Annotated in this window: 25 protein-coding genes; 13 read left to right on the top strand and 12 right to left on the bottom strand. The window is 56.8% G+C overall.

Annotation, left to right across the window (positions count from 1 at the left end):
• Nucleotides 1-348: 348 nt before the first annotated feature.
• Both nadA and pnuC read left to right on the top strand, forming a co-directional pair.
• Nucleotides 349-1,392: a quinolinate synthase NadA gene (nadA, locus tag INF86_RS03105; protein ID WP_032676358.1), complete on the top strand. Its 1,044-nt coding sequence runs from the start codon at nt 349-351 to the stop codon at nt 1,390-1,392.
• A 22-nt stretch (nt 1,393-1,414) separates the two neighbouring features.
• Complete coding sequence (gene pnuC, locus INF86_RS03110; RefSeq protein ID WP_022647475.1) at nt 1,415-2,134, top strand: nicotinamide riboside transporter PnuC; 720 nt, start codon at nt 1,415-1,417, stop codon at nt 2,132-2,134.
• Here pnuC and zitB read toward each other — a convergent pair.
• Both zitB and INF86_RS03120 read right to left on the bottom strand, forming a co-directional pair.
• Nucleotides 2,131-3,069 carry a CDF family zinc transporter ZitB gene (gene zitB / locus INF86_RS03115; RefSeq protein ID WP_022647476.1) on the bottom strand — a complete coding sequence of 313 codons (939 nt, stop codon included), beginning with the start codon at nt 3,067-3,069 and terminating at the stop codon, nt 2,131-2,133. The genes pnuC and zitB overlap by 4 nt on opposite strands.
• Before the next feature lie 99 nt (nt 3,070-3,168).
• Nucleotides 3,169-3,528, bottom strand: a complete 360-nt coding sequence (locus tag INF86_RS03120; protein WP_022647477.1) for a protein YbgS — start codon at nt 3,526-3,528, stop codon at nt 3,169-3,171.
• 304 nt (nt 3,529-3,832) lie between these two features.
• On the opposite strand from INF86_RS03120, the gene aroG reads away from it, so the two are divergent.
• Nucleotides 3,833-4,885 carry a 3-deoxy-7-phosphoheptulonate synthase AroG gene (gene aroG, locus INF86_RS03125; RefSeq protein ID WP_193543219.1) on the top strand — a complete coding sequence of 351 codons (1,053 nt, stop codon included), beginning with the start codon at nt 3,833-3,835 and terminating at the stop codon, nt 4,883-4,885.
• A 60-nt stretch (nt 4,886-4,945) separates the two neighbouring features.
• Here the strand turns inward: aroG and gpmA are convergent, their stop codons facing one another.
• The 7 genes from gpmA to modE all read right to left on the bottom strand — a co-directional run bounded on the left by gpmA (nt 4,946) and on the right by modE (nt 12,762).
• Nucleotides 4,946-5,698 (bottom strand): 2,3-diphosphoglycerate-dependent phosphoglycerate mutase, encoded by a 753-nt coding sequence (gpmA, locus tag INF86_RS03130; protein ID WP_003858562.1) that lies wholly within the window; start codon nt 5,696-5,698, stop codon nt 4,946-4,948.
• A gap of 273 nt (nt 5,699-5,971) precedes the next feature.
• Nucleotides 5,972-7,015, bottom strand: a complete 1,044-nt coding sequence (galM, locus tag INF86_RS03135; RefSeq protein WP_193543220.1) for a galactose-1-epimerase — start codon at nt 7,013-7,015, stop codon at nt 5,972-5,974.
• Nucleotides 7,009-8,157 (bottom strand): galactokinase, encoded by a 1,149-nt coding sequence (gene galK, locus INF86_RS03140; RefSeq protein WP_032624642.1) that lies wholly within the window; start codon nt 8,155-8,157, stop codon nt 7,009-7,011. Before galK ends, galM begins: the two co-directional genes overlap by 7 nt.
• 2 nt (nt 8,158-8,159) lie before the next feature.
• Entirely contained in the window at nt 8,160-9,206 is a 1,047-nt protein-coding gene (galT, locus tag INF86_RS03145) for a galactose-1-phosphate uridylyltransferase (RefSeq protein ID WP_032624641.1), read from the bottom strand.
• Between the two features lie 9 nt (nt 9,207-9,215).
• On the bottom strand, nt 9,216-10,232 hold the full coding sequence (gene galE, locus INF86_RS03150) for a UDP-glucose 4-epimerase GalE (protein ID WP_022647482.1): 1,017 nt from the start codon (nt 10,230-10,232) through the stop codon (nt 9,216-9,218).
• Nucleotides 10,233-10,433: 201 nt separating this feature from the next.
• Nucleotides 10,434-11,906, bottom strand: a complete 1,473-nt coding sequence (gene modF, locus INF86_RS03155) for a molybdate ABC transporter ATP-binding protein ModF (protein ID WP_193543221.1) — start codon at nt 11,904-11,906, stop codon at nt 10,434-10,436.
• 67 nt (nt 11,907-11,973) lie between these two features.
• Nucleotides 11,974-12,762: a molybdenum-dependent transcriptional regulator gene (modE, locus tag INF86_RS03160; RefSeq protein ID WP_022647484.1), complete on the bottom strand. Its 789-nt coding sequence runs from the start codon at nt 12,760-12,762 to the stop codon at nt 11,974-11,976.
• A gap of 127 nt (nt 12,763-12,889) precedes the next feature.
• Here modE and INF86_RS03165 point away from each other — a divergent pair, with 127 nt between their 5' ends.
• The 4 genes from INF86_RS03165 (at nt 12,890) to modC (ending at nt 15,744) form a co-directional block, all read left to right on the top strand.
• Nucleotides 12,890-13,042, top strand: a complete 153-nt coding sequence (locus INF86_RS03165) for an AcrZ family multidrug efflux pump-associated protein (RefSeq protein ID WP_003858549.1) — start codon at nt 12,890-12,892, stop codon at nt 13,040-13,042.
• Between the two features lie 178 nt (nt 13,043-13,220).
• A complete protein-coding gene (gene modA / locus INF86_RS03170) occupies nt 13,221-13,997 on the top strand; it encodes a molybdate ABC transporter substrate-binding protein (RefSeq protein WP_023299624.1) in 777 nt (258 codons plus the stop codon).
• A complete protein-coding gene (gene modB, locus INF86_RS03175) occupies nt 13,994-14,686 on the top strand; it encodes a molybdate ABC transporter permease subunit (RefSeq protein WP_045309132.1) in 693 nt (230 codons plus the stop codon). Before modA ends, modB begins: the two co-directional genes overlap by 4 nt.
• Nucleotides 14,686-15,744, top strand: coding sequence for a molybdenum ABC transporter ATP-binding protein ModC (modC, locus tag INF86_RS03180; protein WP_017384950.1), 1,059 nt, complete (start codon nt 14,686-14,688; stop codon nt 15,742-15,744). The genes modB and modC overlap by 1 nt, the downstream gene beginning before the upstream one ends.
• Here the strand turns inward: modC and INF86_RS03185 are convergent, their stop codons facing one another.
• Nucleotides 15,745-16,563, bottom strand: a complete 819-nt coding sequence (locus INF86_RS03185) for a pyridoxal phosphatase (RefSeq protein WP_022647486.1) — start codon at nt 16,561-16,563, stop codon at nt 15,745-15,747. It lies immediately after the preceding gene.
• A gap of 119 nt (nt 16,564-16,682) precedes the next feature.
• Here INF86_RS03185 and pgl point away from each other — a divergent pair, with 119 nt between their 5' ends.
• Nucleotides 16,683-17,678: a 6-phosphogluconolactonase gene (gene pgl, locus INF86_RS03190; RefSeq protein ID WP_023305719.1), complete on the top strand. Its 996-nt coding sequence runs from the start codon at nt 16,683-16,685 to the stop codon at nt 17,676-17,678.
• 103 nt (nt 17,679-17,781) lie between these two features.
• Here the strand turns inward: pgl and INF86_RS03195 are convergent, their stop codons facing one another.
• Nucleotides 17,782-19,065, bottom strand: a complete 1,284-nt coding sequence (locus INF86_RS03195; RefSeq protein WP_192970525.1) for a putative acyl-CoA thioester hydrolase — start codon at nt 19,063-19,065, stop codon at nt 17,782-17,784.
• 223 nt (nt 19,066-19,288) lie between these two features.
• Between INF86_RS03195 and hutI the strand changes: the two genes are divergently transcribed.
• From hutI to hutH, 5 genes are all read left to right on the top strand, one after another.
• On the top strand, nt 19,289-20,512 hold the full coding sequence (gene hutI / locus INF86_RS03200) for an imidazolonepropionase (protein ID WP_192970524.1): 1,224 nt from the start codon (nt 19,289-19,291) through the stop codon (nt 20,510-20,512).
• On the top strand, nt 20,509-21,447 hold the full coding sequence (gene hutG, locus INF86_RS03205) for a formimidoylglutamase (protein ID WP_069596373.1): 939 nt from the start codon (nt 20,509-20,511) through the stop codon (nt 21,445-21,447). Before hutI ends, hutG begins: the two co-directional genes overlap by 4 nt.
• Nucleotides 21,448-21,466: 19 nt before the next feature.
• Nucleotides 21,467-22,201 carry a histidine utilization repressor gene (locus INF86_RS03210; RefSeq protein ID WP_063152745.1) on the top strand — a complete coding sequence of 245 codons (735 nt, stop codon included), beginning with the start codon at nt 21,467-21,469 and terminating at the stop codon, nt 22,199-22,201.
• 127 nt (nt 22,202-22,328) lie between these two features.
• Nucleotides 22,329-24,017 carry a urocanate hydratase gene (gene hutU / locus INF86_RS03215; protein WP_003858533.1) on the top strand — a complete coding sequence of 563 codons (1,689 nt, stop codon included), beginning with the start codon at nt 22,329-22,331 and terminating at the stop codon, nt 24,015-24,017.
• Nucleotides 24,014-25,534 carry a histidine ammonia-lyase gene (gene hutH, locus INF86_RS03220; RefSeq protein ID WP_022647492.1) on the top strand — a complete coding sequence of 507 codons (1,521 nt, stop codon included), beginning with the start codon at nt 24,014-24,016 and terminating at the stop codon, nt 25,532-25,534. Before hutU ends, hutH begins: the two co-directional genes overlap by 4 nt.
• 85 nt (nt 25,535-25,619) lie before the next feature.
• Here hutH and INF86_RS03225 read toward each other — a convergent pair whose 3' ends face one another.
• Nucleotides 25,620-26,096, bottom strand: coding sequence for a kinase inhibitor (locus tag INF86_RS03225; RefSeq protein WP_003858531.1), 477 nt, complete (start codon nt 26,094-26,096; stop codon nt 25,620-25,622).
• Nucleotides 26,097-26,103 lie beyond the last annotated feature (7 nt).

Consider the following 26,103-nt stretch of genomic DNA (forward strand, 5'->3'; position numbering starts at 1 on the left):
ATCCTGCACGACCCACCAATTTTAATGTCTTACTCAGATACTACACGTGAAGGATAACGTTGCTTTAGCAACGGCCCGAAGGGCGAGGCGAAGCCGAGTCATCCTGCACGACCCACCAGTGTTGAAAGGCGCCCTAAAGGCGCCTTTTTGCTATCTGTCGTTCGCCAGTGCCTTGTAAGTCGGGTAAGGCGAAGCCGCCACCCGACAGATGCTACCGGCATCAATTCCCGATGACATTCCCCCTCAAATTCGCTATCTTGTTTAGTATATAAAACACCATTGCCTCATTTTTGTTATCTCATGCAAAACAAAGGCAATATTGTTAAGCCAGTAAAACGAGAAGCCATAATGAGTGTGATGTTTGATCCCGAAACCGCAATCTATCCCTTCCCGCCGAAGCCAGCTCCGCTAAGCCGGGATGAGAAGCAGTTCTATCGTGAAAAAATCAAGCGCCTCCTTAAAGAGCGTGATGCGGTGATGGTGGCGCATTACTACACCGACCCGGAAATTCAGCAGCTGGCGGAAGAGACGGGCGGCTGTATCTCAGACTCCCTGGAGATGGCGCGTTTCGGTGCTAAGCATTCAGCCTCCACGCTGCTGGTCGCGGGGGTTCGTTTTATGGGTGAAACGGCAAAAATCCTCAGCCCGGAAAAAACGATTCTGATGCCTACGCTGAATGCCGAATGTTCTCTTGACCTCGGTTGCCCGATTGATGAGTTCACCGCCTTCTGTGATGCCCACCCTGACCGTACCGTGGTGGTCTATGCCAATACGTCTGCGGCGGTGAAAGCCCGGGCAGACTGGGTAGTAACGTCCAGTATCGCCGTTGAGCTAATTGAACATCTGGACAGCCTGGGGGAGAAAATCATCTGGGCGCCCGATCGTCACCTGGGAAACTACGTACAAAAACAGACCGGTGCGGATGTACTGTGCTGGCAGGGCGCCTGTATCGTTCACGACGAGTTTAAGACCCAGGCACTGACCCGGATGAAACGCTTATACCCGCAGGCCGCAATTCTGGTGCATCCGGAGTCGCCGCAGTCGATTGTTGAGATGGCGGACGCCGTCGGCTCAACCAGCCAGTTGATAAACGCGGCAAAAACCCTGCCGCACAAGCAGCTCATCGTGGCGACCGATCGCGGTATCTTCTATAAAATGCAGCAGGCCGTACCAGAAAAAGAGCTGCTCGAAGCGCCAACCGCCGGAGAAGGGGCGACCTGTCGAAGCTGCGCGCACTGCCCGTGGATGGCGATGAATGGACTTAAGGCGATAGCGGAGGGGCTGGAGATCGGTGGCGCAGCGCATGAGATCCACGTAGACGCCGCCCTGCGCGAAGGCGCGTTAATTCCGCTTAACCGTATGCTGGATTTTGCGGCTACACTACGTACTTAACTTATTACGCCCCGGAGAAAAAATGGATTTTTTTAGCACACAGAACATCCTGGTTCATATCCCGATTGGTGCGGGCGGCTATGACCTGTCGTGGATTGAAGCGGTAGGTACGCTGGCCGGTTTACTCTGTATCTGGCTGGCCAGCCTTGAGAAGATCAGTAACTATGCGTTCGGGCTGATAAACGTCACGCTGTTTGCGATCATCTTCTTCCAGATCCAGCTCTACGCCAGCCTGCTTCTGCAGCTGTTCTTCTTCGCGGCCAATATCTATGGCTGGTACGCCTGGTCGCGGCAAAACAGTCAGCAGGAGGCGGAGCTGCAAATCCGCTGGCTGCCGTTGCCAAAAGCCATTGCCTGGCTCGCGGCCTGCGTGGTGGCAATCGGCTTTATGACCGTCTTTATTGACCCGGTATTTGCCTTCCTGACGCGCGTGGCGGTCTCGGTCATGTCGGGTCTGGGATTAAACGTGACGATGCCTGAGCTTCAGCCTGATGCCTTCCCGTTCTGGGATTCCTGCATGATGGTGCTGTCGATTGCCGCAATGATCCTGATGACCCGTAAATACGTTGAAAACTGGCTGCTGTGGGTGGTCATCAACGTGATTAGCGTGGTGATTTTTGCCCGTCAGGGCGTTTATGCCATGTCGCTGGAGTATATGCTGCTGACCGTCATTGCCCTGAACGGTAGCCGCATGTGGATCAACAGCGCGCGTGAGCGTGGCTCTCGCGCGCTTTCCCGCTAATGGTGATGCTCGTGTGAGTGGCCGGACTGCGCCTCGTTCAGGTGACAGTCTGGCCCGTTACAAGGCTGATACTCCATCTGGATGGTGGAGTGCGCAATTTCGTAGTGATGCTCAAGGAAGTGCCGAATACGTTCAAGCAACGCATCGTGATCGTGGGGCGGAATAACCTGAACGTGCAGCGTCATAAGCGGTTTCTCACCCACCAGCCAGACGTGAACGTGGTGAACGTTACGGACTTCAGGAATGGAACGACACAGATTGCGTTTTAGCTCGCCAATATCCAGCGACGTGGGAGCGCCTTCCAGCAGTTCATTCACGCTCTCTTTCAACAGCCGCCAGGCACTGCGTAATACAAGGCACGATACCAGCACGGAAAGAATCGGGTCGATGGGGGTCCAGCCCGTACCCATAATGATCAGCGCGGCGACGATGGCACCTACGGAACCCAGCAGATCGCCCAGCACGTGAAGCGCCGCGGCCCGTACGTTCAGATTTTTTTCGCTGCTGCCGCGGTGCAATATCCAGAATGCCAGAATATTGGCGACCAACCCGGCAATAGCAATCACCATCATCGTCGTTCCGGCTACCGGTTGTGGATGACGAAAGCGCTGAAACGCCTCCCAGACGATAAGAATGGTAATAACCACCAGTGCAATCGCATTCACGAACGCAGCAAGTGTGGTCAGTCTGAGCCAGCCAAAGGTGTGGCGGGCATTGGGAGGGCGACGGGCAAACTGCACGGCCAGCAGAGCAAACAGGAGCGCGGCAGCGTCGGTCAGCATATGCCCGGCATCGGCCAGCAGCGCCAGCGATCCGGAGATCAGTCCGCCTGTCACCTCAATAATCATAAAGGTGGCAGTGACGCCAAAAGCCAGCAGAAGCCGTTTGGCATTTTCATCGCCAGTGGAGTGGGAATGGGAGTGGGAGTGCGCCATGGTATCGTTCCTGATTTATTATTATTTTTAGTGTAGCGTTTTTAAGAGCTTAAATAAAAAAGGAGAGCATTCGCTCTCCCTCTTTTACCTTACGGAAGGTTACTGGGTAGTACCGTCCGTTTTGGTATTGGCATCGCTGCCCACTTTGTCATTCGGGTCCGGGCATTTCCCGTCTTTACACATTGAGTTTTTGTGAACTTCGTCAGTGCTCATACCGTCATGGTTCATCGTGCCGGTATTCGTACCGCCGGTGTTGGTATTGCCCGTGTTGATATTACTGTTATCAACATTATTTGGCGCGATATTCTGTTTTGCATCCGGCGCAACCTGGCCCGCTTCGGCAGCGGCATTCGCGTCGCCGTTGCTGCCGGAGGAGCCTGTATCGGCTGCCAGTACGCTACCGCTTGCCAGGGTAAGGGTTGCCGTCAGGAAAAGCGTAGTCAGTTTCGTCATTTTCATCATGGTGCTCCTGTTCTTATCGTTACGCTGGATAACATTCTCCAACAGTGCATCTTGTTCAGTGGCGAAAGATCCCAGATTCCTGAATTATGTCAGGATGGAATCGCGTATAAATATTTAAAAACAGTCGTTACAAGTAAAAAGCTTAGGCGAGATCTCATTTTTCGCTATTTTGTTGCGTATTTTAGGCGAATTCCAGGAATTATCTGCGCGAAGTGTAAAAGCCCGTTTACACTTCGTGACCGACAAGTTAGATTGAAAGCATTGCTTTCATTACTAAAGATATGGCAGAGCCGGAAAGAAGATGAATTATCAGAACGACGATTTACGCATTAAAGAGATCAATGAGTTATTACCTCCCGTAGCGCTCCTTGAAAAATTCCCCGCCACCGAAAATGCCGCCAACACGGTGTCTCATGCCCGCAAGGCGATCCACAAGATCCTGAAAGGTAGCGACGATCGTCTTCTGGTGGTCATCGGACCGTGCTCCATTCACGATCCTGCTGCGGCCAAAGAGTACGCGTCACGTCTGCTCACCCTGCGCGAAGAGCTGAAGGGCGAACTGGAAATTGTGATGCGCGTTTATTTCGAAAAACCGCGTACCACCGTGGGCTGGAAAGGGTTGATCAACGATCCGCACATGGACAACAGTTTCCAGATCAACGACGGCCTGCGTATTGCGCGTAAGCTGCTGCTGGAGATTAACGACAGCGGGCTGCCTGCTGCCGGAGAATTCCTCGATATGATCACCCCGCAGTATCTGGCTGACCTGATGAGCTGGGGCGCTATTGGTGCGCGTACGACTGAATCGCAGGTTCACCGTGAGCTGGCGTCTGGCCTGTCATGCCCGGTGGGTTTCAAAAACGGCACTGATGGCACCATCAAAGTCGCTATTGATGCCATCAATGCGGCTGGCGCGCCGCACTGCTTCCTGTCGGTGACTAAGTGGGGCCACTCGGCTATCGTGAATACCAGCGGTAATGGCGATTGCCATATCATTCTGCGCGGCGGTAAAGAGCCTAACTACAGCGCTAAACACGTAGCGGAAGTGAAGGCGGGTCTGGAGAAAGCGGGACTGGCGCCGCAGATCATGATCGATTTCAGCCATGCGAACTCAAGCAAACAGTTCAAAAAGCAGATGGAAATTGGTGCAGACGTTTGTCAGCAAATCGCCAACGGTGAACGCGCAGTGATTGGGGTGATGATTGAGAGCCATCTGGTGGAAGGCAATCAGAACCTGGAGGGCAGCGAGCCGCTGGTCTACGGTAAGAGCGTGACGGATGCCTGCATTGGCTGGGATGATACCGATGCGATCCTGCGTCAGCTGGCGGATGCGGTAAAAGCGCGTCGCGGTTAAGTTTATCGCGGGCAATAAAAAAGCGTGGATTGCTCCACGCTTTTTTTATGTCCGGCGAAATTACTTCGCTTTACCCTGGTTCGCCACGGCCGCCGCTTTTGCAGCGATTTCGTCGGCGTTACCCAGGTAGTAATGTTTAACTGGCTTGAAGTTTTCGTCGAACTCGTACACCAGCGGCACGCCGGTAGGGATGTTCAGCTCGAGGATTTCATCTTCACCCATGTTGTCCAGGTATTTCACCAGCGCACGCAGGGAGTTACCGTGAGCAGCGATAATGACGCGCTCGCCGCTTTTCAGGCGTGGCAGAATGGTTTCGTTCCAGTAAGGCACAACGCGGTCGATGGTCAGCGCCAGGCTTTCGGTCTGCGGCAGTTCAGCCTCAGTCAGCTTCGCGTAACGCGGATCGTGGCCCGGGTAGCGCTCGTCATCTTTGCTCAGCTCTGGAGGCGTGACCGCAAAACCACGACGCCACTGTTTAACCTGCTCGTCACCGTATTTTTCTGCGGTTTCTGCTTTGTTCAGACCTTGCAGCGCACCGTAGTGACGCTCGTTCAGTTTCCAGGATTTCTCAACCGGCAGCCAGGCCTGATCCAGCTCGTCCAGAATGTTCCACAGGGTATGGATGGCACGTTTCAGCACAGAGGTGTAAGCAAAGTCAAAGGTGAAGCCTTCTTCTTTCAGCAGCTTACCTGCCGCTTTTGCTTCGCTCACGCCTTTCTCAGACAGATCAACGTCATACCAACCGGTGAAGCGGTTTTCGTTGTTCCACTGGCTTTCGCCGTGGCGCACCAGGACAAGCTTAGTATTAGCCATTTCTTACTCCTCAAGCATTTTGAATGATAACAATTCTCATTATATTGCCGTGACTGTGCCAGCAGCAACGCTTAACCCTAACCATAGCGAAAATAGTTCGAGAGTGTAAGATGCATGTGAATCCAGGGTTATGATTTTGTCTGCGATCGCCGCTATTTTCAGCAAGCTGAGCGGAAAAAAGCCCTCGCGGTGAGGGCCAGGCTTTTTGCCGGATGGCGCTTCGCTTATCCGGCCTACATTCGTAGGCCCGTGCACGCGTAGCGCCGCCGGACATTATGCGCGCGGAATGAAATGATACTCTGTGACGCTTACGTACTCTTCACCCGGACGCAGCACACAGTCAGGCTGCGGCCATTCAGGATGGTTAGGACTGTCCGGCAGGAACTCGCTCTCCAGCGCCAGACCTTGCCAGGCGGCGTAGTCATTATGTTCACGCGCCGTGGTCCCCTCCAGGTAGTTACCGGAGTAGAACTGCAGGGCAGGGGCGGTGGTGTAGACCGTCATCTGTAACTTCTCATCCGCAGACCAGACCTGTGCGGCAGGTTGAGAAAGATCGCCTTTCGCCTGCAACAGGAAAGCGTGGTCGTAGCCTTTCACCTTGCGCTGATCGTCATCACTCAGGAAATCCTGGGCGATGGTTTTCGGCTGACGGAAATCAAAGCTATTACCGCTTACCGGTTTCAGCCCCTGATAAGGGATCCCCATCTCATCGACCGGCAGATACGCGTCCGCCAGGATCTGGAGTTTGTGGCTGCGGACATCGGTCTGATTGCCGTCAAGGTTGAAATAGGCGTGGTTAGTCAGGTTGACCGGGCACGGCTTGTCGACGATCGCGCGGTACTCAATGGCGATACGATTATCTTCGGTCAGGGTAAAGCGTGCGGTTGCGGTGAGATTGCCCGGGAAGCCCTGGTCTCCGTCGAGGGAGTCCAGAGAGAACCAGACCTCACCGTCATTTTGCTGCACAATCTTCCAGCGACGTTTATCAAACCCTTCCGGGCCGCCGTGCAGCTGATTTTCACCCTGGCTGGCAAGCAGGGAATAGGTTACGCCGTCCAGCGTAAACCGGCTTCTGGCGATGCGGTTGGCGTAGCGGCCTATGGATGCGCCCAGAAAAGCGGTCTGCTCGATATACTGCTCGGGCGATGCGCAGCCGAGCAGGGTTTCGCGCACGCTGCCGTCAGGCATTGGTACGCGGGCAGAAAGTAACGTTGCGCCCCAGTCCATCAGCGTAACCACCATCCCGGTGCTGTTGCGCAGGGTCAACAGGCGATACGGCAGACCATCCGGTGCGAGAGTAGGTGTTTCGTTTAGCACTGTCCGGCTCCTTGTGATGCTTTGCAGACATAGAAAGTTTCTTTGATGCCCGTTTTGGCTTCGTACTGCTTAGCCACCGCGTCCTGAATGGCAGGGACCAGCTCTTCCGGCACCAGGGCGACGACACAGCCGCCAAATCCACCCCCGGTCATACGCACGCCGCCTTTGTCGCCAATCGTGGCTTTCACAATTTCAACCAGGGTGTCGATTTGTGGCACGGTGATTTCGAAATCGTCGCGCATGGAGGCATGCGATTCGGCCATCAGCTCGCCCATCCGTTTCAGGTCACCTTTCGCCAGCGCGGAGGCGGCTTCTACGGTACGGGCATTTTCCGTCAGCACGTGACGCACGCGCTTCATGACAACCGGATCCAGTTCGTGGGCAACCTTGTTAAATTCGTCAAGTGAGACATCACGCAGGGCTGGCTGCTGGAAGAAGCGCGCGCCGGTTTCACACTGCTCGCGGCGGGTGTTGTACTCGCTCCCCACCAGGGTGCGTTTGAAGTTGCTGTTGATGATCACCACAGCCGCACCTTTTGGCAGCGGAACCGCTTTGGTTCCGAGAGAACGGCAGTCAATCAGCAAAGCATGTTCTTTCTTGCCCAGCGCGGAAATCAGCTGATCCATAATGCCGCAGTTGCAGCCCACGAACTGGTTTTCCGCTTCCTGACCGTTGAGGGCGATCTGCGCCCCGTCCAGCGGCAGATGATAAAGCTGCTGGAACACGGTGCCGACCGCCACTTCCAGCGATGCGGAAGAGCTTAATCCCGCCCCCTGCGGCACGTTGCCGCTGATCACCAGATCGGCCCCGCCGAAATTCTTGTTACGCTTCAGAAGATGCTTCACCACGCCGCGAACATAGTTCGACCACTGCTGGCTGTCGTGGGTCACGATCGGCGCATCAAGGGAAAATTCGTCAATTTCGTTGCCGTAATCCGCGGCGATCACTCGCACGTTACGATCTGAACGTTTCGTGCAGGCGATCACCGTCTGGTAGTCGATGGCACACGGCAGGACAAAACCGTCGTTATAGTCGGTGTGCTCGCCGATCAGATTAACGCGGCCTGGCGCCTGGATAATATGGGTGGCAGGGTAGCCAAATTTTTCAGCAAACAGGGATTGTGTTTTATCTTTCAGACTCATTTTTAAACTCCTGATTCGCGGTAATGGACGTCGCTAACGGCACGCAGGCGTTCTGCCGCCTGTTCCGCCGTCAGGTCGCGCTGGGTTTCCGCCAGCATTTCATAGCCCACCATGAATTTACGTACCGTCGCAGAACGCAGCAGCGGCGGATAGAAGTGTGCATGTAACTGCCAGTGTTGATTCTCTTCGCCGTTAAACGGCGCACCGTGCCAGCCCATGGAGTAGGGGAAGGAACACTGGAACAGGTTGTCGTAGCGGCTGGTCAGTTTTTTCAGCGCCAGGGCAAGGTCGTCTCGCTGGGCGTCGCTGAGGTCCGTAATACGCTGAACATGGGCCTTTGGCAGCAGCAGCGTTTCAAACGGCCACGCCGCCCAGTAAGGGACTACCGCAAGCCAGTGCTCGGTTTCCACCACAGTGCGGCTGCCGTCCGCCAGTTCACGCTGGGTGTAATCCACCAGCATCGGCGAACCGTTCTGGGCGAAATAGGCTTTTTGCAGCCGGTCTTCACGTTCGGCTTCGTTCGGCAGGAAGCTGTTCGCCCAGATCTGGCCGTGCGGATGCGGGTTAGAGCAGCCCATCGCCGCGCCTTTATTTTCAAATACCTGCACCCACGGATAGGTCTGGCCCAGCTCCGCCGTTTGCGCCTGCCAGGTGCTGACCACCTCTTTCAGCGCCTCAACGCTCAGCTCCGGCAGCGTTTTGCTGTGATCGGGAGAGAAGCAGATCACGCGGCTGGTGCCGCGGGCGCTTTCACAGCGCATCAGCGGGTCGTGGTTTTCCGGCGCGTCCGGCGTGTCGGTCATCAGCGCCGCAAAATCGTTAGTGAAAACGAAGGTGCCCTTGTAGTTCGGGTTTGTATCGCCCGTCACGCGCGTGTTGCCCGGACAGAGGAAGCAGTCCGGATCGTGCTGCGGCAGCGTCTGTTTGGCAGGCGTCTCTTGCGCCCCCTGCCAGGGGCGCTTGGCGCGATGCGGTGAAACTAAAATCCATTGCCCGCTGAGCGGGTTAAAACGACGATGCGGGTGATCGACGGGATTGAATTGTGTCATGACAAATCCTTAATCCGGATAACCCTGCGGATGGCGTGACTGCCAGTGCCAGGTATCCTGTGCCATTTCATCAAGCGTGCGGGTAACACGCCAGTTAAGCTCTTTATCCGCTTTGGTGGCATCGGCCCAGTAAGCCGGGAGGTCGCCATCACGACGCGGCGCGAAGTGATACTTCACTGGCTTGCCGCAGGCTTTACTGAAGGCATTCACCACATCCAGCACGCTGCTGCCGACGCCGGCGCCGAGGTTGTAAATATGCACGCCCGGTTTATCCGCCAGCTGCTGCATCGCCGCCACGTGGCCGTCGGCCAGATCCATCACGTGAATGTAATCGCGCACGCCGGTGCCGTCTTCGGTGGGATAATCGTTACCAAAAATCGCCAGGGAGTCGCGACGCCCTACGGCAACCTGCGCGATATACGGCATCAGGTTATTTGGAATGCCCTGCGGATCTTCACCCATGTCGCCTGACGGATGCGCGCCAACCGGGTTGAAGTAGCGCAGCAGCGCGATGCTCCACTCAGGCTGGGCTTTTTGCAGGTCGGTCAGGATCTGCTCTACCATCAGCTTGCTTTTGCCATACGGGCTTTGCGGCGTACCGGTCGGGAAGCTTTCAACGTAAGGAATTTTTGGCTGATCGCCGTAGACGGTCGCGGAAGAGCTGAAGATAAAGTTTTTAACGTTCGCCGCACGCATGGCGGAGATTAGACGCAGGGTACCGTTGACGTTGTTGTCGTAGTACTCAAGCGGTTTTGCTACCGATTCGCCCACCGCTTTCAGGCCCGCGAAGTGGATAACGGTTTCAATCGCGTGATCGTGAAGGATTTCAGTCATCAATGCTTCATTGCGGATATCGCCTTCCACGAAAGTCGGCTGTTTACCCGCAAGGCGTTCAATGACCGGCAGCACGCTGCGCTTACTGTTGCACAGGTTATCAAGAATGACGACATCGTGGCCGCTTTGAAGAAGTTGTACGCAGGTATGACTTCCTATGTAACCGCTACCACCTGTTACCAGAACTCGCATATTTCGCTCCATTAGGCTTATGGTATGAATTAACCATAGCATATCAGAGACGCGAAAAGTGTGACATGGGATAAAATAGTGGTATCGTTTACACTGGTTTTCACAGGCGCTTTTTCACAGACTGAGTGCATTGTAGATCAAAGAGATAGAGATGTATTGTTGCAGGTTGTCTGAAAAGCGGAGGGCAGCGCCCTCCACGCGTTAATCGATTTTGCTCAGCAGGTAGCGGTAATGCTCGCCGTCAGACACAAATTCCAGCCGATGGGTGATGCAGGATGGGGCATCCTCAGCATGGTGGGAGACAAAAAGCAACTGGGTTTCACCTTCGCTAATCAGGACATCCACAAAGCGGCGGATCAGCTGACGGTTGAGGGGATCCAGCCCCTGCAACGGTTCATCAAGAATCAACAGCGTAGGATGCTTAACCAGCGCGCGGACGATCAATGCCAGCCGCTGCTGCCCCCACGACAGGCTGTGGAATGGCGCATCGGCTACCCGGTTGTCCATACCCAGAATATCCAGCCACTGCTGCGCCAGCTTGTGCTGCTTGTCGGATACCGCCTGATAAATACCAATGGAATCGAAGAAGCCAGAGAGGATCACGTTTCGCACCGTAGTGCTCACCCGGTAGTCCAGATGCAGGCTGCTGCTGACATAGCCGGTGTGCTTTTTGATATCCCAGATGGTTTCCCCGCTGCCGCGGCGGCGGCCGAAGAGGGTCAAATCGTTGCTGTAACCCTGCGGGTGATCGCCAGTGATCAGGCTTAGCAGCGTGGATTTACCCGCCCCGTTGGGGCCGACGATCTGCCAGTGCTCACCAGGATTAACCGTCCAGCTGAGATGATTAAGAATAGGGCGATCGTCGTAAGCAACCACCCCATCGCGCAGCACAATGCGCGGCTGGTCAGGTTCCAGCCCGTGGCGTGCCGAAGGGGCATCCGGCTCCGGCAGCGCAATACCGTCCAGTTTCTCGCTGTGGGCCAGCTGTGCAATTAGCGCCTGCCGGAGCAGTACGGCTTTCTCGCCGGTTTCGGTCAGGCTACAGTCCGCCAGCACGCCCGCGTAATGTACGAAATCCGGGATCTCATCAAAGCGGTTAAGGACCAGCACAAGGGTGTATCCCTGCTGGTTAAGCGACGCCAGCAACGCTGCCAGCTGCGCGCGGGACTGCACATCCAGTCCGTCAAACGGTTCATCCAGAATCAGGAGTTCCGGCTCGCTCATCAGCGCCTGACACAGCAGCGTTTTGCGCGTCTCGCCGGTAGAGAGATATTTAAAGCGGCGGTTAAGCAGGGCGGTAATGCCAAATTGCTCCGCCAGCTGCTGACAGCGGGCAGGATCTTTTATCTCATCCTGGATAATGTCCGCCGTCGTGCGGCCGGTATCTTCTTCGCCGGGGCTGAGCAAATCGGTATTGTTACGCTGCCACTCATCGCTGACCAGCTTTTGCAGCTGTTCAAAGGAAAGGCGCGTCAGCCGGGTAAAGGTGCACTGACGCTCACCCTTCAGCTGGGTTAATTCGCCTGCCAGAGCGCGGGCCAGCGCGGATTTTCCGCTGCCGTTCGTGCCCACAAACGCCCAGCTTTCTCCGGCGCGAAGGGTTAACTCTGGCAGCGATAAGGTACGGGTATCGCTAAGACGAAACGTGCCTTGCGAAATATGCAATGATGACATGTGTTATCCCATTTTTTGCAGCAACAGATGTCAGGGATACTCAGTGTTGGTGGGGTTGTCAATGCGCTTAGCACAATGTGGCGATAATTACCCGGTCTGCATTGAAATATGCGGTCACCACAGCACCTTCATCTAATTCGGTCGCGTCGTTCACCGGAACGGTGGCGCAGAGCGACTGTCCATCCGGCAGGGTCATCAGCACTTCACACTGTTCTGCGCCGCGCTCGATGTGGCTGATACGCCCGCGTAGCTGGTTGTCGGCCTCGGCGGCCTGCTCAGGGTTAAGCGTGATGCTGATCCAGGGCGCTTTGAGTAATACCAGCACCTCCTGACCTTCGTTCAGCCCAAGGCGTTGACCGCTTTGCGCGGTGATGGCGGCTTTCAGGCGCGTTGTGCCGTCCGCGAGCAGGATCTCAATATGCTCCTGCACCTGCGAATGATCGCGCCCCGTCACCGTACCAAACCATTGGTTGCGGGCGCTGGTCTGCAAAGAGAAGCGGGAGATGGCGCCCAGCAGGCTGTCCAGCGGCAGGTTGTCGTCATCGCTCAGCACATCAAATGCTTTTTGCTGGATCTGCGCCAGTAAGTCATAGAGCTGGATCAGGCGTTGCCCGTAACGCGTCAACACGGCGCCGCCGCCGCCTTTTCCGCCGGTGGCGCGCTCTACCAGCGTTTGTTCGCTCAGGGTGTTCATGTCGTTAATCGCATCCCAGGCGCTTTTATAGCTGATGCCGGCGTTTTTGGCTCCCTGGCTAATCGAGCCAGTTTGTTCTATTTGTTTTAACAGGGCGATGCGTCGCGGATCGGCGAAAAGCTTCTGCTGAAGTCGTAGGGTGAGGAGAATTTCGGCCTGCATAACAATGTCCCGGCAAAAAGGTTATTGTGACCCAAATGTCCGGGTGCGGAAAGCGCACCGCACAAAAGGGGATGTTTTTCTTACTTTTCAGGGTAGAATAAGCCGTTCACAAGATCTGGAGAAAACCATGTTAGAGTTGTTGAAAAGTCTGGTATTCGCGGTAATCATGGTGCCAGTAGTGATGGCTATCATCCTCGGTGCCATCTACGGCCTGGGTGAAGTGTTCAACGTCTTTTCGAACATTGGTCATCGTCGTGACCAGCCTAAAAAGCAGCAATGATTTCCTCCAAAACGCCCGGCCAGCCCGGGCGTTTTGCTCTCAAGTTTATTCCTCTCCCGCCGATATCTTTTACAACGTTCCTTGAGTTTACGCATTAATGGGTACGATTTAGCGCTAGGAACGCCTGCGATATGTCGTTATATTTGTTTGTATATAACGATACGCACAGGAGCTTCAAATGGCACGTTCATGGGTACGCCTTTTCGCAGGGGCAACGCTGACTCTCTCACTCACCGGCCACGCGCTGGCGGATGAAGGAAAAATCACGGTCTTTGCGGCGGCGTCGCTGACTAACGCGATGCAGGATATTGCTGCGGTATACAAAAAAGAGAAAAACGTCGAGGTCGTTTCGTCGTTTGCCTCCTCGTCCACGCTGGCCCGCCAGATCGAAGCGGGGGCTCCGGCTGATCTGTTCATCTCTGCCGATCAGAAATGGATGGACTACGCGGTGGAGAAAAAATCTGTTGATACGGCTAGCCGCGAAACGCTGCTGGGAAATAGCCTGGTGGTGGTCGCGCCCGCAAACAGCAAGCAGGGCGACATCGCCATCAACAAACAGACGGACTGGACCCGTCTGCTCAACGGTGGCCGTCTGGCGGTAGGCGATCCGGAGCATGTTCCTGCCGGGATTTATGCGAAAGAAGCGCTGCAAAAACTGGGCGCATGGGAGACCTTATCACCGAAGCTGGCTCCCGCAGAAGATGTGCGCGGCGCGCTGGCGCTGGTGGAGCGTAACGAAGCGCCACTCGGGATCGTTTACGGCTCCGATGCCGTCGCCAGTAAAGGTGTGAAGGTGGTCGGTACCTTCCCGGAAGACTCGCATAAGAAAGTAGAATATCCTGTTGCGATAGTTGATGGACATAAAAATGCGACCGTGACGGCCTTCGTTGACTACCTGAAGGGGCCTGAAGCGTCCGCTATCTTTAAACGTTACGGATTTACGACTCACGAATGATATTGACCGAACCTGAATGGCAGGCCGTGCTGCTGAGCCTGAAAGTCTCTTCCCTGGCGGTTGCGCTGAGTTTGCCCTTTGGGGTGTTCTTTGCCTGGTTACTGGTTCGCGTGAAGTTTCCAGGCAAAGCCCTGCTCGACAGTGTTCTCCATCTTCCGCTCGTGTTACCGCCTGTGGTGGTCGGCTATCTGCTGCTGATCTCCATGGGGCGACGCGGTTTTATCGGCGAATGGCTGTACGACTGGTTCGGCCTGACCTTTGCTTTCAGCTGGCGCGGCGCGGTTCTGGCCGCGGCAGTAATGTCCTTCCCGCTAATGGTGCGCGCTATCCGCCTGGCGCTGGAAGGGGTGGATATCCGGCTAGAGCAGGCCGCCCGCACGCTGGGCGCAGGCCGCTGGCGGGTATTCCTGACCATTACGCTTCCGCTCACCTTACCGGGCATTATCGTCGGTACGGTGTTAGCCTTCGCCCGCTCACTGGGTGAGTTCGGCGCGACCATCACCTTTGTGTCCAACATTCCCGGCGAGACGCGGACCATCCCGTCGGCCATGTATACCCTGATTCAAACCCCGGGTGGCGAAAGTGCGGCGGCCCGGCTGTGTATTATTTCGATTGTACTCGCCCTGGTCTCGCTGCTGGTGTCTGAATGGCTGGCGCGCCTCAGCCGTGAACGGATGGGGAAACCGTGATGCTGGAACTCAACTTTACGCAAACCCTGGGCAGCCACACTCTGACGCTTAACGAAACGCTGCCTGCCAGCGGTATCACCGCCATTTTTGGCGTTTCCGGGGCAGGGAAAACGTCGCTGATTAATGCGATTAGCGGCCTGACGCGTCCCCAGTCTGGCCGTATTGTGTTAAATAACCGCGTCTTAAACGACGCGGAGAAGAAGGTCTGCCTGTCACCGGACAAGCGCCGCATCGGCTATGTGTTTCAGGATGCGCGCCTGTTTCCGCACTACAGCGTGCGCGGAAATCTGCGCTATGGCATGGCAAAAAGCATGGCCGGACAGTTCGATAAGCTGGTGGCGCTGCTGGGCATCGAACCGCTGCTCGATCGTCTCCCGTCTTCGCTGTCGGGTGGTGAAAAACAGCGCGTGGCAATTGGCCGCGCCCTGTTAACCGCGCCGGAATTGTTGCTGCTGGATGAGCCGCTGGCCTCGCTGGATATTCCGCGCAAGCGCGAGTTGCTGCCGTATCTGCAACGTCTGGCGCGGGAAATCAACGTGCCCATGCTGTACGTCAGCCATTCGCTGGATGAGATCTTACATCTGGCCGACAAAGTGCTGGTGCTGGAGGCGGGCAGGGTGAAGGCATTCGGCAATCTGGAAGAGGTATGGGGCAGCAGCGTTATGCATCCGTGGCTGCCAAAGGAGCAGCAGAGCAGCATTCTGAAGGTGAGCGTGCTGGAGCACCATCCACATTATGCGATGACCGCGCTGGCGCTGGGTGACCAGCATTTGTGGGTGAATAAAATCGATACGCCGATTCAGTCCACGTTACGGATCCGCATTCAGGCGTCGGATGTTTCCCTGGTGCTGCAACCGCCGCTGCAAACCAGTATCCGCAATATTTTGCGCGCAAAAGTGGCGCAGTGTTTTGATGATAACGGCCAGGTGGAAGTGCAACTGGAAGTGGGCAACAGAACGCTGTGGGCGCGCATCAGCCCGTGGGCCAGGGATGAGTTAGGCATCAAGCCTGGCCTGTGGCTTTACGCGCAAATCAAGAGCGTCTCTATCACCGCCTGATTACAGCAGGTGGGTATAAATATACTGCGCGATGCTGTCGGTGGTGTTATCGCCAATCACCACGTTAGCACGCGCTTTCACCGCATCATCGGCGTTGCCCATCGCCACGCCCGTTCCGGCCGCTTCCAGCATGCTGATGTCGTTATAGTTATCGCCGAAGGCAATCACGTCCTGCATTGACCAGCCCTGTGACTCAACGAACTGGGTCAGACGCTTTCCTTTGCTGTTGCCTTTACGGGCGATATCCACCTGATCGTGCCAGGACCATTCACATTCCAGACCCAGCGTATGCTCGACATGTTTTGCGAAAGTATTCAGTTTGGCGGTGTCTTCATCGGTCAGGGCAAATTTCCAGATTGCCTGGACGTCTTCCGCCGCCTGGCGCAGGGAGGAAACCTGAGTGAACACCGGTCGCTGCGCTTCCGGCAAAGACAGGGCCCAGTTGCTGGTGCGGATCACATGGCCGGTAGGGCGTTCATACAGCATGGCGTTATCCACATACATCAGGCCATGAATCGCGTGCTCATCCAGTAAATCAATCAATTGCAGCGCCTGCGGAACGGGAAGCGGATCAGAGGTTAAAACCTTTTTTGCCTGATAATCATACAAATAAGTGCCATTACAACAAATTGCAGGTGTATCTAAGCCCAGTGCCTGATAAAAAGGATGAATGGCTACGTGATGTCGACCCGTTACGATGAGAAGTTGATACCCCGCTTCCCGGGCTCGTTTGAGGGCCTCAAGAGAAGAGGGGAGCAGGGTTTTCTGAGGGGTAAGCAGTGTTCCGTCTAAATCCAGGGCAATCACTCGCGAGGTCATTTTTTCTTCCGGGTTAATGTTGAATTTAAGGTCTGTCGGGATGGTACACCGAGAGCGGAACCCTGCAAAATCCCGGACTACAATTCAGCATTCACCGTTAAAAATAATCAGGAGTATTCATGAAACAAACCGTTTATACCGCCAGTCCTGAAAGTCAGCAGATCCATGTCTGGCGTTTGAATACAGAAGGTTCGCTTACGCTGGTTCAGGTTGTTGATGTGCCAGGCCAGGTGCAGCCGATGGTCGTCAGCCCGGATAAACGTTTTCTTTATGTCGGGGTACGCCCGGAATTCCGCGTACTCGCATACCGCATCTCCCCGGATGACGGCGCGCTGACCTATACCGCAGAAGCGCCGCTGCCGGGCAGCCCGACCCATATTTCTACCGACCATAAAGGCAACTTTATCTTCAGCGGCTCCTACAATGCAGGCTGCGTGAGCGTCACCCGCCTGGAAGACGGTATTCCCGTTGAAACCGTCGACGTGGTAGAAGGGCTTGAGGGTTGCCACTCCGCCAACATTTCGCCGGATAACCGCACGCTGTGGGTGCCAGCGCTGAAGCAGGATCGCATCTGCCTGTTTACCCTGAGCGATGACGGTCATCTGGTCGCGCAGAGCCCGGCGGAAGTCACCACCGTGGAAGGCGCAGGCCCGCGCCATATGGTCTTCCACCCGAATCAGCAGTATGCCTATGTCGTTAACGAGCTGAACAGCTCGGTAGATGTCTGGGAGCTGAACGATCCTAACGGGCAGATCGAGTGCGTACAGACGCTGGACATGATGCCAGCTGATTTCTCCGACACACGCTGGGCGGCAGACATTCACATCACGCCGGATGGCCGCCACCTGTATGCCTGTGACCGTACCTCCAGTCTGATCACCGTCTTCAGCGTCTCTGAAGACGGCAGCGTTCTGGCAGTTGAGGGCTTCCAGCCGACAGAAACCCAGCCGCGCGGCTTTAATGTCGACCACAGCGGCAAATACCTGATTGCGGCGGGGCAGAAATCCCACCACATCGCGCTCTATGAAATCAAAGGCGTGCAGGGTCTACTGGAAGAGAAAGGACGCTATGCGGTCGGACAAGGGCCGATGTGGGTTGTGATTAACGCTCACTGATCCGTAGACGAAAAAAAACCTCGCACATGCGAGGTTTTTTTATGCGTGGTTAATGCATGAGGTAGGCCGGGTAAGGCGTAGCCGCCACCCGGCAGCAGGCATTTTACTGCTTCGGTTCAGCAACCACTTTGCTACCCAGACCGCGGTTGTTGTATTCCCACATGCGGTTGAAGTTAGCGTCGTTCAGGTTACGCTGCACGTTGTCTTTATCATCCACCGTGCCGGTGTTGCCGGAGAAAGGACGTTTCGAGATCGCCGCATCCGCCCACGGTTTCGCCATGTTAAAGCCTTCGTTAATCACGCTGTCGCGGATCACGACCTGGCCGTTAGTGGCGGAGTCCACGTCCAGAGAGCGGCCAAGCTGCGCCACGCCATCGCCAGCAGCAGTAAAGCGGCTATTCACGGCCAGGAAGCCATAGAACAGATTGGACTGCGTGGCCGGGGCAAAGACGTAACCTTCCTGCTGCGTACGTGAATTCACCACGCGGAAGTCGGTGTTATCAAATACCACCGCGCCGCGACCGGAGACCATATCCACGTCGCCTTCAATGTAGCTGTTGGTGACCAGAGTACGCGTCAGACGATTGTTCTGAAGGGTATTCTGCACGCCGCTGTTGGTCACGAAGAAGGTATTCTGGCGGCCCAGGATATTGACGTTGTTAATCTGTACCTTGTCGCCATCGCTACGCAGCGCCACGGCCTGGTGATTACCGGCGTCAACGCTGTCGCCCAGGGTGTTCTGAATGGTCAGGTTCTGCAATTGCAGGCCGTTGTTCTGTGACCAGAATACTGCCGAGCACATCACGCCAATGGTGGCGGCACGTTTGCGCTGGCAGTTATCAAACATATACCACGCCGGTTTACCTGGCATGTATTTACCGGCCGGGTTCACCAGATGGCGCCAGGTGGTGCTGTCGATCTCTGAATCAATCGCCAGGCCAATTTTCACGTCGACCGCATTTTCGCCAAGTCCGTAAAGCGTAATGCTTCCCGGTGCAGCCGGAACATAAACGGTTCCTTCGTATTCACCCGGCAGGATGGCAATGTACTGACGAGATGCGCTGTGTTTGGTGATTGCGGCATCAACAGCTGCCTGAATTGAGGTGTGCGTAACGCCCTCTGCTCCGGCCGGGCCGACAACGAAGTCTGGCTGTTTCGGCAGGTTAATAGAAGAAGGCGTCCATGGGGCTGCATTGGGATCCATCGCCGAGAAATAGTGCGCACGGGTGAAGTTCTTCGCTTCAGCCGCTGACAGGATCGGACGGGAAGCGGTGCCCGGAGCAATCTGCTCAGAAGGTTGCTGATCCGGTGGTGTTGAACTGCAAGCGGATAAAGTCACGCCAAAGGCGAGTGCCAACGCCAGACGGGAAATCCTGGAAATATTCAAGGTAATGCTCCTGGGTATGCAAGTCTTATCTGAATAGACGAAATAGCCTGCTTTTTTATACTAAGTTGAGCGAAACGGGAAGATAAAAACGGGAAAAGTTGCATTTTTGCCCGCAGGCGACGGGAAAGTCATCACAAATAAATAACATTTTCCTGCAAGGCGGTTGACAGCAGGTGACAGATGAAAATAAATGTCTATACAACCCATGACAAGCGGAAGGCACATGCAGCAGCTTCATCCCGATGATGTGATATGGCGAAATGCGCGACTGGCGACCCTGGCAACAGGTGAGCCGGAACCCTATGGTCTGAAAGAACAACATGCCCTCGTCGTGCGCGGCCAGACGATTGCGGCCGTTATTCCTGAAGCCGAGATCCCCTCCGGGCATCGTCAGTGTGTCGATCTCGGCGGGCGTCTGGTTACTCCCGGCCTGATCGATTGCCACACCCATCTGGTGTTCGGCGGCGATCGCGCAGCGGAATGGGAACAACGGCTTAACGGCGTGTCGTATCAGACCATTAGCGCGCAGGGCGGCGGTATTAACGCCACGGTCACGGCGACCCGCAACAGTTCGCCGGAAATGCTCCTGACGGTGGCGCAGCAGCGGCTCCAGCGGCTGATGAATGAAGGCGTAACGACCATTGAAATCAAATCGGGATACGGACTGAATGCCCAGGCCGAAGAGAAAATGCTGCTGGTTGCCCGCCAGCTCAGCCTGAACAATCTGGTCGATATCAGCCCGACGCTGCTGGCCGCGCACGCCGTTCCTGCCGAGTACCGACAGGATCCGGATGCCTATCTCACGCTGGTCTGTGAGCAGATCATGCCCACGCTGTGGCAAAAAGAGTTATTTGAAGCGGTGGACGTGTTTTGTGAAAACGTCGGCTTTACCCCGGTGCAAACCGAGCGCCTGTTCCGGGCCGCCGCCGCGCTCGGGATCCCGGTAAAAGGGCATGTAGAGCAACTGTCGAATCTGGGCGGCGCGGCGCTGGTCAGCCAGTATAAGGGGCTGTCGGCCGATCATATTGAGTATCTCGATGATGCAGGTATTCAGGCGATGGCGCAAAGCGGCACGGTGGCGGTATTGCTCCCCGGCGCGTTCTATTTTCTTCAGGAGCGCCAGCGTCCACCGGTGGCGCAGCTCAGAGAGCAGGGCGTGCCGATGGCGGTGGCTACCGACTACAACCCGGGCACCAGCCCGTTTGCCAGCCTGCATCTGGCAATGAACATGGCCTGCGTCCAGTTTGGCCTCACGCCGGAAGAGGCCTGGGCTGGCGTGACGCGGCATGCGGCGCAGGCGCTAGGTCGTGGCGCGACGCACGGGCAGTTAAAGCCCAGTTATGTGGCTGATTTCGTCGTCTGGGAGGCGAATCATCCGGTTGAGATGGTTTACGAGCCGGGGCGGAATCCTTTATATCAACGCGTGTTTCGGGGGCAGGTAGCATGAAATTGTGGCATCCCGTTTCCCCGCAGGTCTGGCAGGGTCGTGACGACAGCGCCGAATCCAGCACCGCGAAACGTCTCTTCCAGACCATAAAGCAGCGCGAACACTTTGCACCCGTGCCGTCAGACATCGCCCTGCTGGGCTTTGAATGTGATGAAGGGGTTAAGCGTAACCAGGGCAGGCCCGGTGCTGCACAGGCTCCCGATGTTCTGCGCGGCGCGCTGGCGAATATGGCGAGCCATCAGGGGCATGCGCGCCTCGTGGATATGGGCTCCATTTTTGTTGAAGGCAATGCGCTGGAGGCGGCACAGCAGGCGCTGAGCGAGGCCATTACCGCGTGCCAGCAATCCGGGATGCGTACTCTGGTTTTCGGCGGTGGACATGAAACCGCCTGGGCGCACGGGCGCGGCGTGCTGGATGCCTTTCCGAACGATCGCATTGCGGTGATCAACCTGGATGCGCACCTCGATTTACGTAAGGCTGAACGGGCTACGTCCGGCACGCCGTTCCGCCAGCTGGCGCACTACTGCGCGTCGCAGTCGCGGGCGTTTCACTACGCCTGCCTGGGGGTAAGCCGTGCGGCGAATACCCAGGCGCTGTGGGAGGAAGCTGAACGGTTGAACGTGATGCTGGTTGAAGATCTCGATTTTCGCCGGGATGCGCTATCCGCGCTGGATAGCGTGCTTGCGCAGGCAGACCGGGTCTATCTCACCATTGACCTCGATGTGCTGCCCGCCGCAGAAATGCCCGCCGTATCCGCCCCTGCGGCGTTGGGGATCCCGGCGCTGGATCTGTTCCCGGTGATTGAGCGTATCTGCCGAAGCGGTAAACTACAGGCGGCGGATCTGGTGGAATATAATCCGCACTACGACCGGGACGGTCAGGGGGCGAAGCTTGCCGCCCGACTGGCCTGGCAAATTGCTCACTGGTGGGCATAACCACATTACAGGAGTCAGCATGTTTTCACGCTCACCGCAGCAACCCTCCAGCCCACCCGCACCTTTTTATGAGAAGGTGAAAAAGGCGATCAGCGAAAAAATTGCTGCCGGCGTCTGGCGTCCGCACGACCGTATTCCCTCCGAAGCTGAACTGGTCGCGCAGTTTGGCTTTAGTCGAATGACCATTAACCGGGCGCTGCGGGAACTGACCGATGAAGGGTTGCTGGTGCGTTTGCAGGGTGTCGGAACCTTTGTCGCCGAGCCAAAAGGACAGTCGGCGCTGTTTGAAATCCGCAGCATTGCCGATGAAATTGCCGCCCGCAACCATCAGCACCACTGCGAAGTGCTGGTGCTTGAAGAGACGCAGGCCAGCGCCGAACAGGCCATTGAGCTGAACGTTAAAGAGGGCACCCGGATCTTCCATTCGGTGATGGTGCATTATGAGAACGATATTCCGGTCCAGATTGAAGATCGCTGCGTCAACGCGGAGCGGATCCCGGACTACCTGAACCAGGATTACACCCAAACCACACCGCATGCGTATCTCTCGCTCGTCGCCCCGCTGACGGAAGGGGAGCATATCGTGGAGGCCGTGCGCGCCACGCCTCAGGAGTGCGAGTTGTTGCGTATTAAAGAGCACGATCCTTGCCTGCTGATCCGCCGTCGTACCTGGTCATCCTCGCAGATCGTGTCGCATGCGAAGCTGCTGTTCCCGGGGAATCGTTACCGGTTGCAGGGCCACTTTATGTCATAAGTTTTATAAGCGTGATCGCTAACGCAATATAGCAAAATTGTATCTTTTTTGTTAAATCCGACCTTGTGTGTGCTTGTCTATACAAGTATATCTAAATGCATCACCTGTCCCTTATGAGGAACACACAATGTCGTCAGATAAATACCGCAAGCAGGATGTCCGCGCCGCGCGCGGCACCACGCTCACCGCAAAAAGCTGGCTCACCGAAGCACCGCTGCGCATGTTGATGAACAACCTTGATCCTGAGGTAGCAGAAAATCCCCATGAGCTGGTGGTCTACGGCGGCATTGGTCGCGCCGCACGCAACTGGGCGTGCTATGACGCGATTGTTGAGTCTTTGACGAATCTCGAAAACGACGAAACGCTGCTGGTGCAATCCGGCAAACCGGTTGGCGTATTCAAAACCCATAAAAATGCGCCCCGTGTGCTGATTGCCAACTCCAACCTGGTGCCGCACTGGGCGACGTGGGAACACTTCAACGAGCTGGACGCAAAAGGGCTGGCCATGTACGGCCAGATGACCGCGGGTAGCTGGATCTACATCGGCAGCCAGGGGATTGTGCAGGGCACCTATGAAACCTTCGTGGAAGCGGGCCGACAGCACTATAACGGCTCACTGAAAGGCCGCTGGGTGCTCACCGCCGGACTAGGCGGCATGGGCGGCGCGCAGCCGCTGGCCGCGACACTGGCCGGCGCGTGCTCCCTGAACATTGAGTGCCAGCAGAGCCGCATCGATTTCCGTCTGCGTACCCGCTATGTTGATGAACAGGCCGACAACCTCGATGACGCGCTGGCGCGCATCAAAAAGTACACCGCTGAAGGCAAAGCCGTGTCGGTTGCCCTGTGCGGCAACGCGGCGGATATTCTGCCGGAACTGGTGGCGCGCGGCGTGCGTCCGGATCTGGTCACCGACCAGACCAGCGCTCACGATCCGCTCCACGGCTATCTGCCAAAAGGCTGGACGTGGGAAGACTACCAGCAAAAAGCGGAAACCGATCCTGAGGGCACGGTACTGGCGGCTAAACGCGCCATGGCGGAACACGTCTCCGCGATGCTCGCCTTCAGTAAGATGGGGATTCCGACCTTTGATTACGGGAATAACATCCGCCAGATGGCGAAAGAGATGGGGGTGAATAACGCCTTTGACTTCCCCGGCTTCGTGCCCGCCTATATTCGTCCGCTGTTCTGCCGCGGCATCGGGCCGTTCCGCTGGGTTGCCCTGTCCGGCGACCCGGAGGATATCTACAAAACCGACGCCAGAGTGAAAGAGATTGTCGCCGACGACGAACATCTGCACCGCTGGCTGGACATGGCGCGCGAGCGCATTAATTTCCAGGGCCTGCCAGCGCGTATCTGCTGGGTCGGGCTGGAGTGGCGGCAAAAACTCGGCCTCGCCTTTAACGAAATGGTGCGCAGCGGCGAAGTCTCCGCGCCGATCGTCATTGGCCGCGACCACCTGGACTCCGGCTCTGTCGCCAGTCCGAACCGTGAAACCGAAGCCATGCGCGACGGCTCGGATGCGGTCTCCGACTGGCCGCTGCTGAATGCCCTGCTGAACACCGCCAGTGGCGCAACCTGGGTGTCGCTGCACCACGGCGGCGGCGTCGGGATGGGCTTCTCCCAGCACTCCGGGATGGTCATCGTCTGTGACGGTACCGACGAAGCGGCGGCACGTATTGCTCGCGTGCTGCATAACGACCCGGCAACCGGCGTGATGCGCCACGCGGATGCGGGTTACGAGATTGCCATTGATTGTGCCAAAGAGCAGGGCCTGAACCTGCCGATGATCCCCGCCACACAAGGAAAGCCTGCATGAACGCGTTAACACTTACTCCCGGCTCTTTGTCGCTCAAACAGCTGCGTCACGTCTGGCGTCAGCCGGTGACACTCGCCCTTGATGAAAGCGCCCACCGTGCCATTAACGACAGCGTGGCCTGCGTGGAGGCGATTGTAGCGGAGGGGCGCACCGCCTACGGCATCAATACCGGGTTTGGCCTGCTGGCGCAGACCCGCATTGCCACGCACGATCTGGAGAATTTACAGCGTTCGCTTGTGCTCTCGCACGCGGCGGGCGTTGGCCAGCCGCTGGACGATGAGATCGTCCGCCTGATGATGGTGTTGAAAATCAACAGCCTGGCGCGTGGGTTTTCCGGCATTCGTCTGAGCGTGATCCAGGCGCTGATGGCGCTGGTGAATGCTGAAGTTTATCCGTGGATCCCGGCGAAGGGCTCCGTCGGAGCTTCCGGCGATCTGGCGCCGCTGGCGCATATGTCGCTGCTCCTGCTGGGTGAAGGCAAGGCGCGCTGGCAAGGGGAGTGGCTGCCTGCGAAAGAGGCGCTGAAAAAAGCCGGCTTAGCGCCGATCACCCTCGCGGCAAAAGAAGGGCTGGCGCTGCTCAACGGCACGCAGGCATCGACGGCCTTTGCGCTGCGCGGTCTGTTTGAAGCGGAAGATCTGTTCGCCTCCGCGGTGGTGTGTGGTGCGCTGACCACTGAAGCGGTGCTCGGCTCGCGTCGTCCGTTCGATGCCCGCATCCACGAGGTGCGCGGCCAGCGTGGTCAGATTGATGCCGCAGCCATGTACCGCCACGTACTTACCGATACCAGCGACATTGCCGATTCGCATCACAACTGCGAGAAGGTGCAGGATCCGTATTCTCTGCGCTGCCAGCCGCAGGTGATGGGCGCATGCCTGACACAGCTTCGCCAGGCGGCAGAAGTGCTGCTGGTGGAGGCCAATGCGGTGTCCGACAACCCACTGGTGTTTGCTCAGGAAAACGAGGTGGTCTCCGGCGGCAACTTCCACGCCGAGCCGGTGGCGATGGCCGCAGATAATATCGCGCTGGCGATGGCCGAAATCGGAGCATTGTCCGAGCGTCGAATCGCACTAATGATGGATAAACACATGTCCCAGCTGCCGCCGTTCCTGGTGCGCAACGGCGGCGTGAATTCGGGCTTTATGATCGCCCAGGTCACCGCCGCAGCACTGGCAAGCGAAAACAAAGCCCTGTCGCATCCGCACAGCGTGGACAGCCTGCCAACGTCAGCAAATCAGGAAGATCACGTTTCGATGGCCCCGGCTGCCGGGCGTCGACTGTGGGAGATGGCCTCCAACACCCGCGGCGTGCTGGCGGTGGAATGGCTGGCGGCGTGTCAGGGTATTGATTTACGCGAAGGGCTAAAATCCAGCCCGCTGCTGGAGCAGGCGCGTCATACGCTGCGCGAGCACGTTACGCACTACGATGAGGACCGCTTCTTTGCGCCGGATATTGATAAGGCGATACAGCTTCTGGAAGAAGAAACCCTTGCAGGACTGCTACCTTCCGTGCTGTGATTTTTTTGCCCGGTGGCGCTGCGCTTACCGGGCCTACGAATACGAAATGTAGTCCGGGTAAGGCGTAGCCGCCACCCGGCTTTTTTTATGAATACATCGCCGTAATCGACGCGCTGCCCAGCGAATGGAAATGGACGTTAAAGCCTACCATTGCCCCGCTCGCCCCTTCGTCAACCTCAATCTTGTCCACATCCAGCGCGTGCACCGTGAAGATATAGCGGTGCGTTTCCCCTTTTGGCGGCGCCGCGCCGCCGTAGCCCGCTTTGCCAAAGTCCGTGCGGGTCTGAATCGCACCGTCGGGCAGGGCAACCAGATCGGAACCGGAACCCTGCGGCAGCACGCGGGTGTCGGCGGGCAGGTTTGCCACGATCCAGTGCCACCAGCCCGAGCCGGTTGGCGCATCCGGATCGTAGCAGGTCACGACAAAACTTTTGGTTCCCGCTGGTACATCGTCCCACGCCAGATGGGGAGAGATATTATCTCCCTGATAACCCATCCCGTTAAACACGTGACGTTCCGGCAGCTTTTCGCCGTCGCGCAAATCTTTACTGATGATTTTCATCCTATTT

Source organism: Enterobacter cloacae complex sp. I1M (assembly GCF_014982425.1).
GTDB lineage: Bacteria > Pseudomonadota > Gammaproteobacteria > Enterobacterales > Enterobacteriaceae > Enterobacter > Enterobacter intestinihominis.

Bases quoted from the DNA above. Each gene is read 5' to 3' on its own strand.
- nadA (WP_032676358.1), top strand. From the start codon at position 349: ATGAGTGTGATGTTTGATCCCGAAACCGCAATCTATCCCTTCCCGCCG.
- pnuC (WP_022647475.1), top strand. From the start codon at position 1,415: ATGGATTTTTTTAGCACACAGAACATCCTGGTTCATATCCCGATTGGT.
- zitB (WP_022647476.1), bottom strand. From the start codon at position 3,069: ATGGCGCACTCCCACTCCCATTCCCACTCCACTGGCGATGAAAATGCC.
- INF86_RS03120 (WP_022647477.1), bottom strand. From the start codon at position 3,528: ATGAAAATGACGAAACTGACTACGCTTTTCCTGACGGCAACCCTTACC.
- aroG (WP_193543219.1), top strand. From the start codon at position 3,833: ATGAATTATCAGAACGACGATTTACGCATTAAAGAGATCAATGAGTTA.
- gpmA (WP_003858562.1), bottom strand. From the start codon at position 5,698: ATGGCTAATACTAAGCTTGTCCTGGTGCGCCACGGCGAAAGCCAGTGG.
- galK (WP_032624642.1), bottom strand. From the start codon at position 8,157: ATGAGTCTGAAAGATAAAACACAATCCCTGTTTGCTGAAAAATTTGGC.
- galT (WP_032624641.1), bottom strand. From the start codon at position 9,206: ATGACACAATTCAATCCCGTCGATCACCCGCATCGTCGTTTTAACCCG.
- galE (WP_022647482.1), bottom strand. From the start codon at position 10,232: ATGCGAGTTCTGGTAACAGGTGGTAGCGGTTACATAGGAAGTCATACC.
- modF (WP_193543221.1), bottom strand. From the start codon at position 11,906: ATGTCATCATTGCATATTTCGCAAGGCACGTTTCGTCTTAGCGATACC.
- modE (WP_022647484.1), bottom strand. From the start codon at position 12,762: ATGCAGGCCGAAATTCTCCTCACCCTACGACTTCAGCAGAAGCTTTTC.
- INF86_RS03165 (WP_003858549.1), top strand. From the start codon at position 12,890: ATGTTAGAGTTGTTGAAAAGTCTGGTATTCGCGGTAATCATGGTGCCA.
- modA (WP_023299624.1), top strand. From the start codon at position 13,221: ATGGCACGTTCATGGGTACGCCTTTTCGCAGGGGCAACGCTGACTCTC.
- modB (WP_045309132.1), top strand. From the start codon at position 13,994: ATGATATTGACCGAACCTGAATGGCAGGCCGTGCTGCTGAGCCTGAAA.
- modC (WP_017384950.1), top strand. From the start codon at position 14,686: ATGCTGGAACTCAACTTTACGCAAACCCTGGGCAGCCACACTCTGACG.
- INF86_RS03185 (WP_022647486.1), bottom strand. From the start codon at position 16,563: ATGACCTCGCGAGTGATTGCCCTGGATTTAGACGGAACACTGCTTACC.
- pgl (WP_023305719.1), top strand. From the start codon at position 16,683: ATGAAACAAACCGTTTATACCGCCAGTCCTGAAAGTCAGCAGATCCAT.
- hutI (WP_192970524.1), top strand. From the start codon at position 19,289: ATGCAGCAGCTTCATCCCGATGATGTGATATGGCGAAATGCGCGACTG.
- hutG (WP_069596373.1), top strand. From the start codon at position 20,509: ATGAAATTGTGGCATCCCGTTTCCCCGCAGGTCTGGCAGGGTCGTGAC.
- INF86_RS03210 (WP_063152745.1), top strand. From the start codon at position 21,467: ATGTTTTCACGCTCACCGCAGCAACCCTCCAGCCCACCCGCACCTTTT.
- hutU (WP_003858533.1), top strand. From the start codon at position 22,329: ATGTCGTCAGATAAATACCGCAAGCAGGATGTCCGCGCCGCGCGCGGC.
- hutH (WP_022647492.1), top strand. From the start codon at position 24,014: ATGAACGCGTTAACACTTACTCCCGGCTCTTTGTCGCTCAAACAGCTG.
- INF86_RS03225 (WP_003858531.1), bottom strand. From the start codon at position 26,096: ATGAAAATCATCAGTAAAGATTTGCGCGACGGCGAAAAGCTGCCGGAA.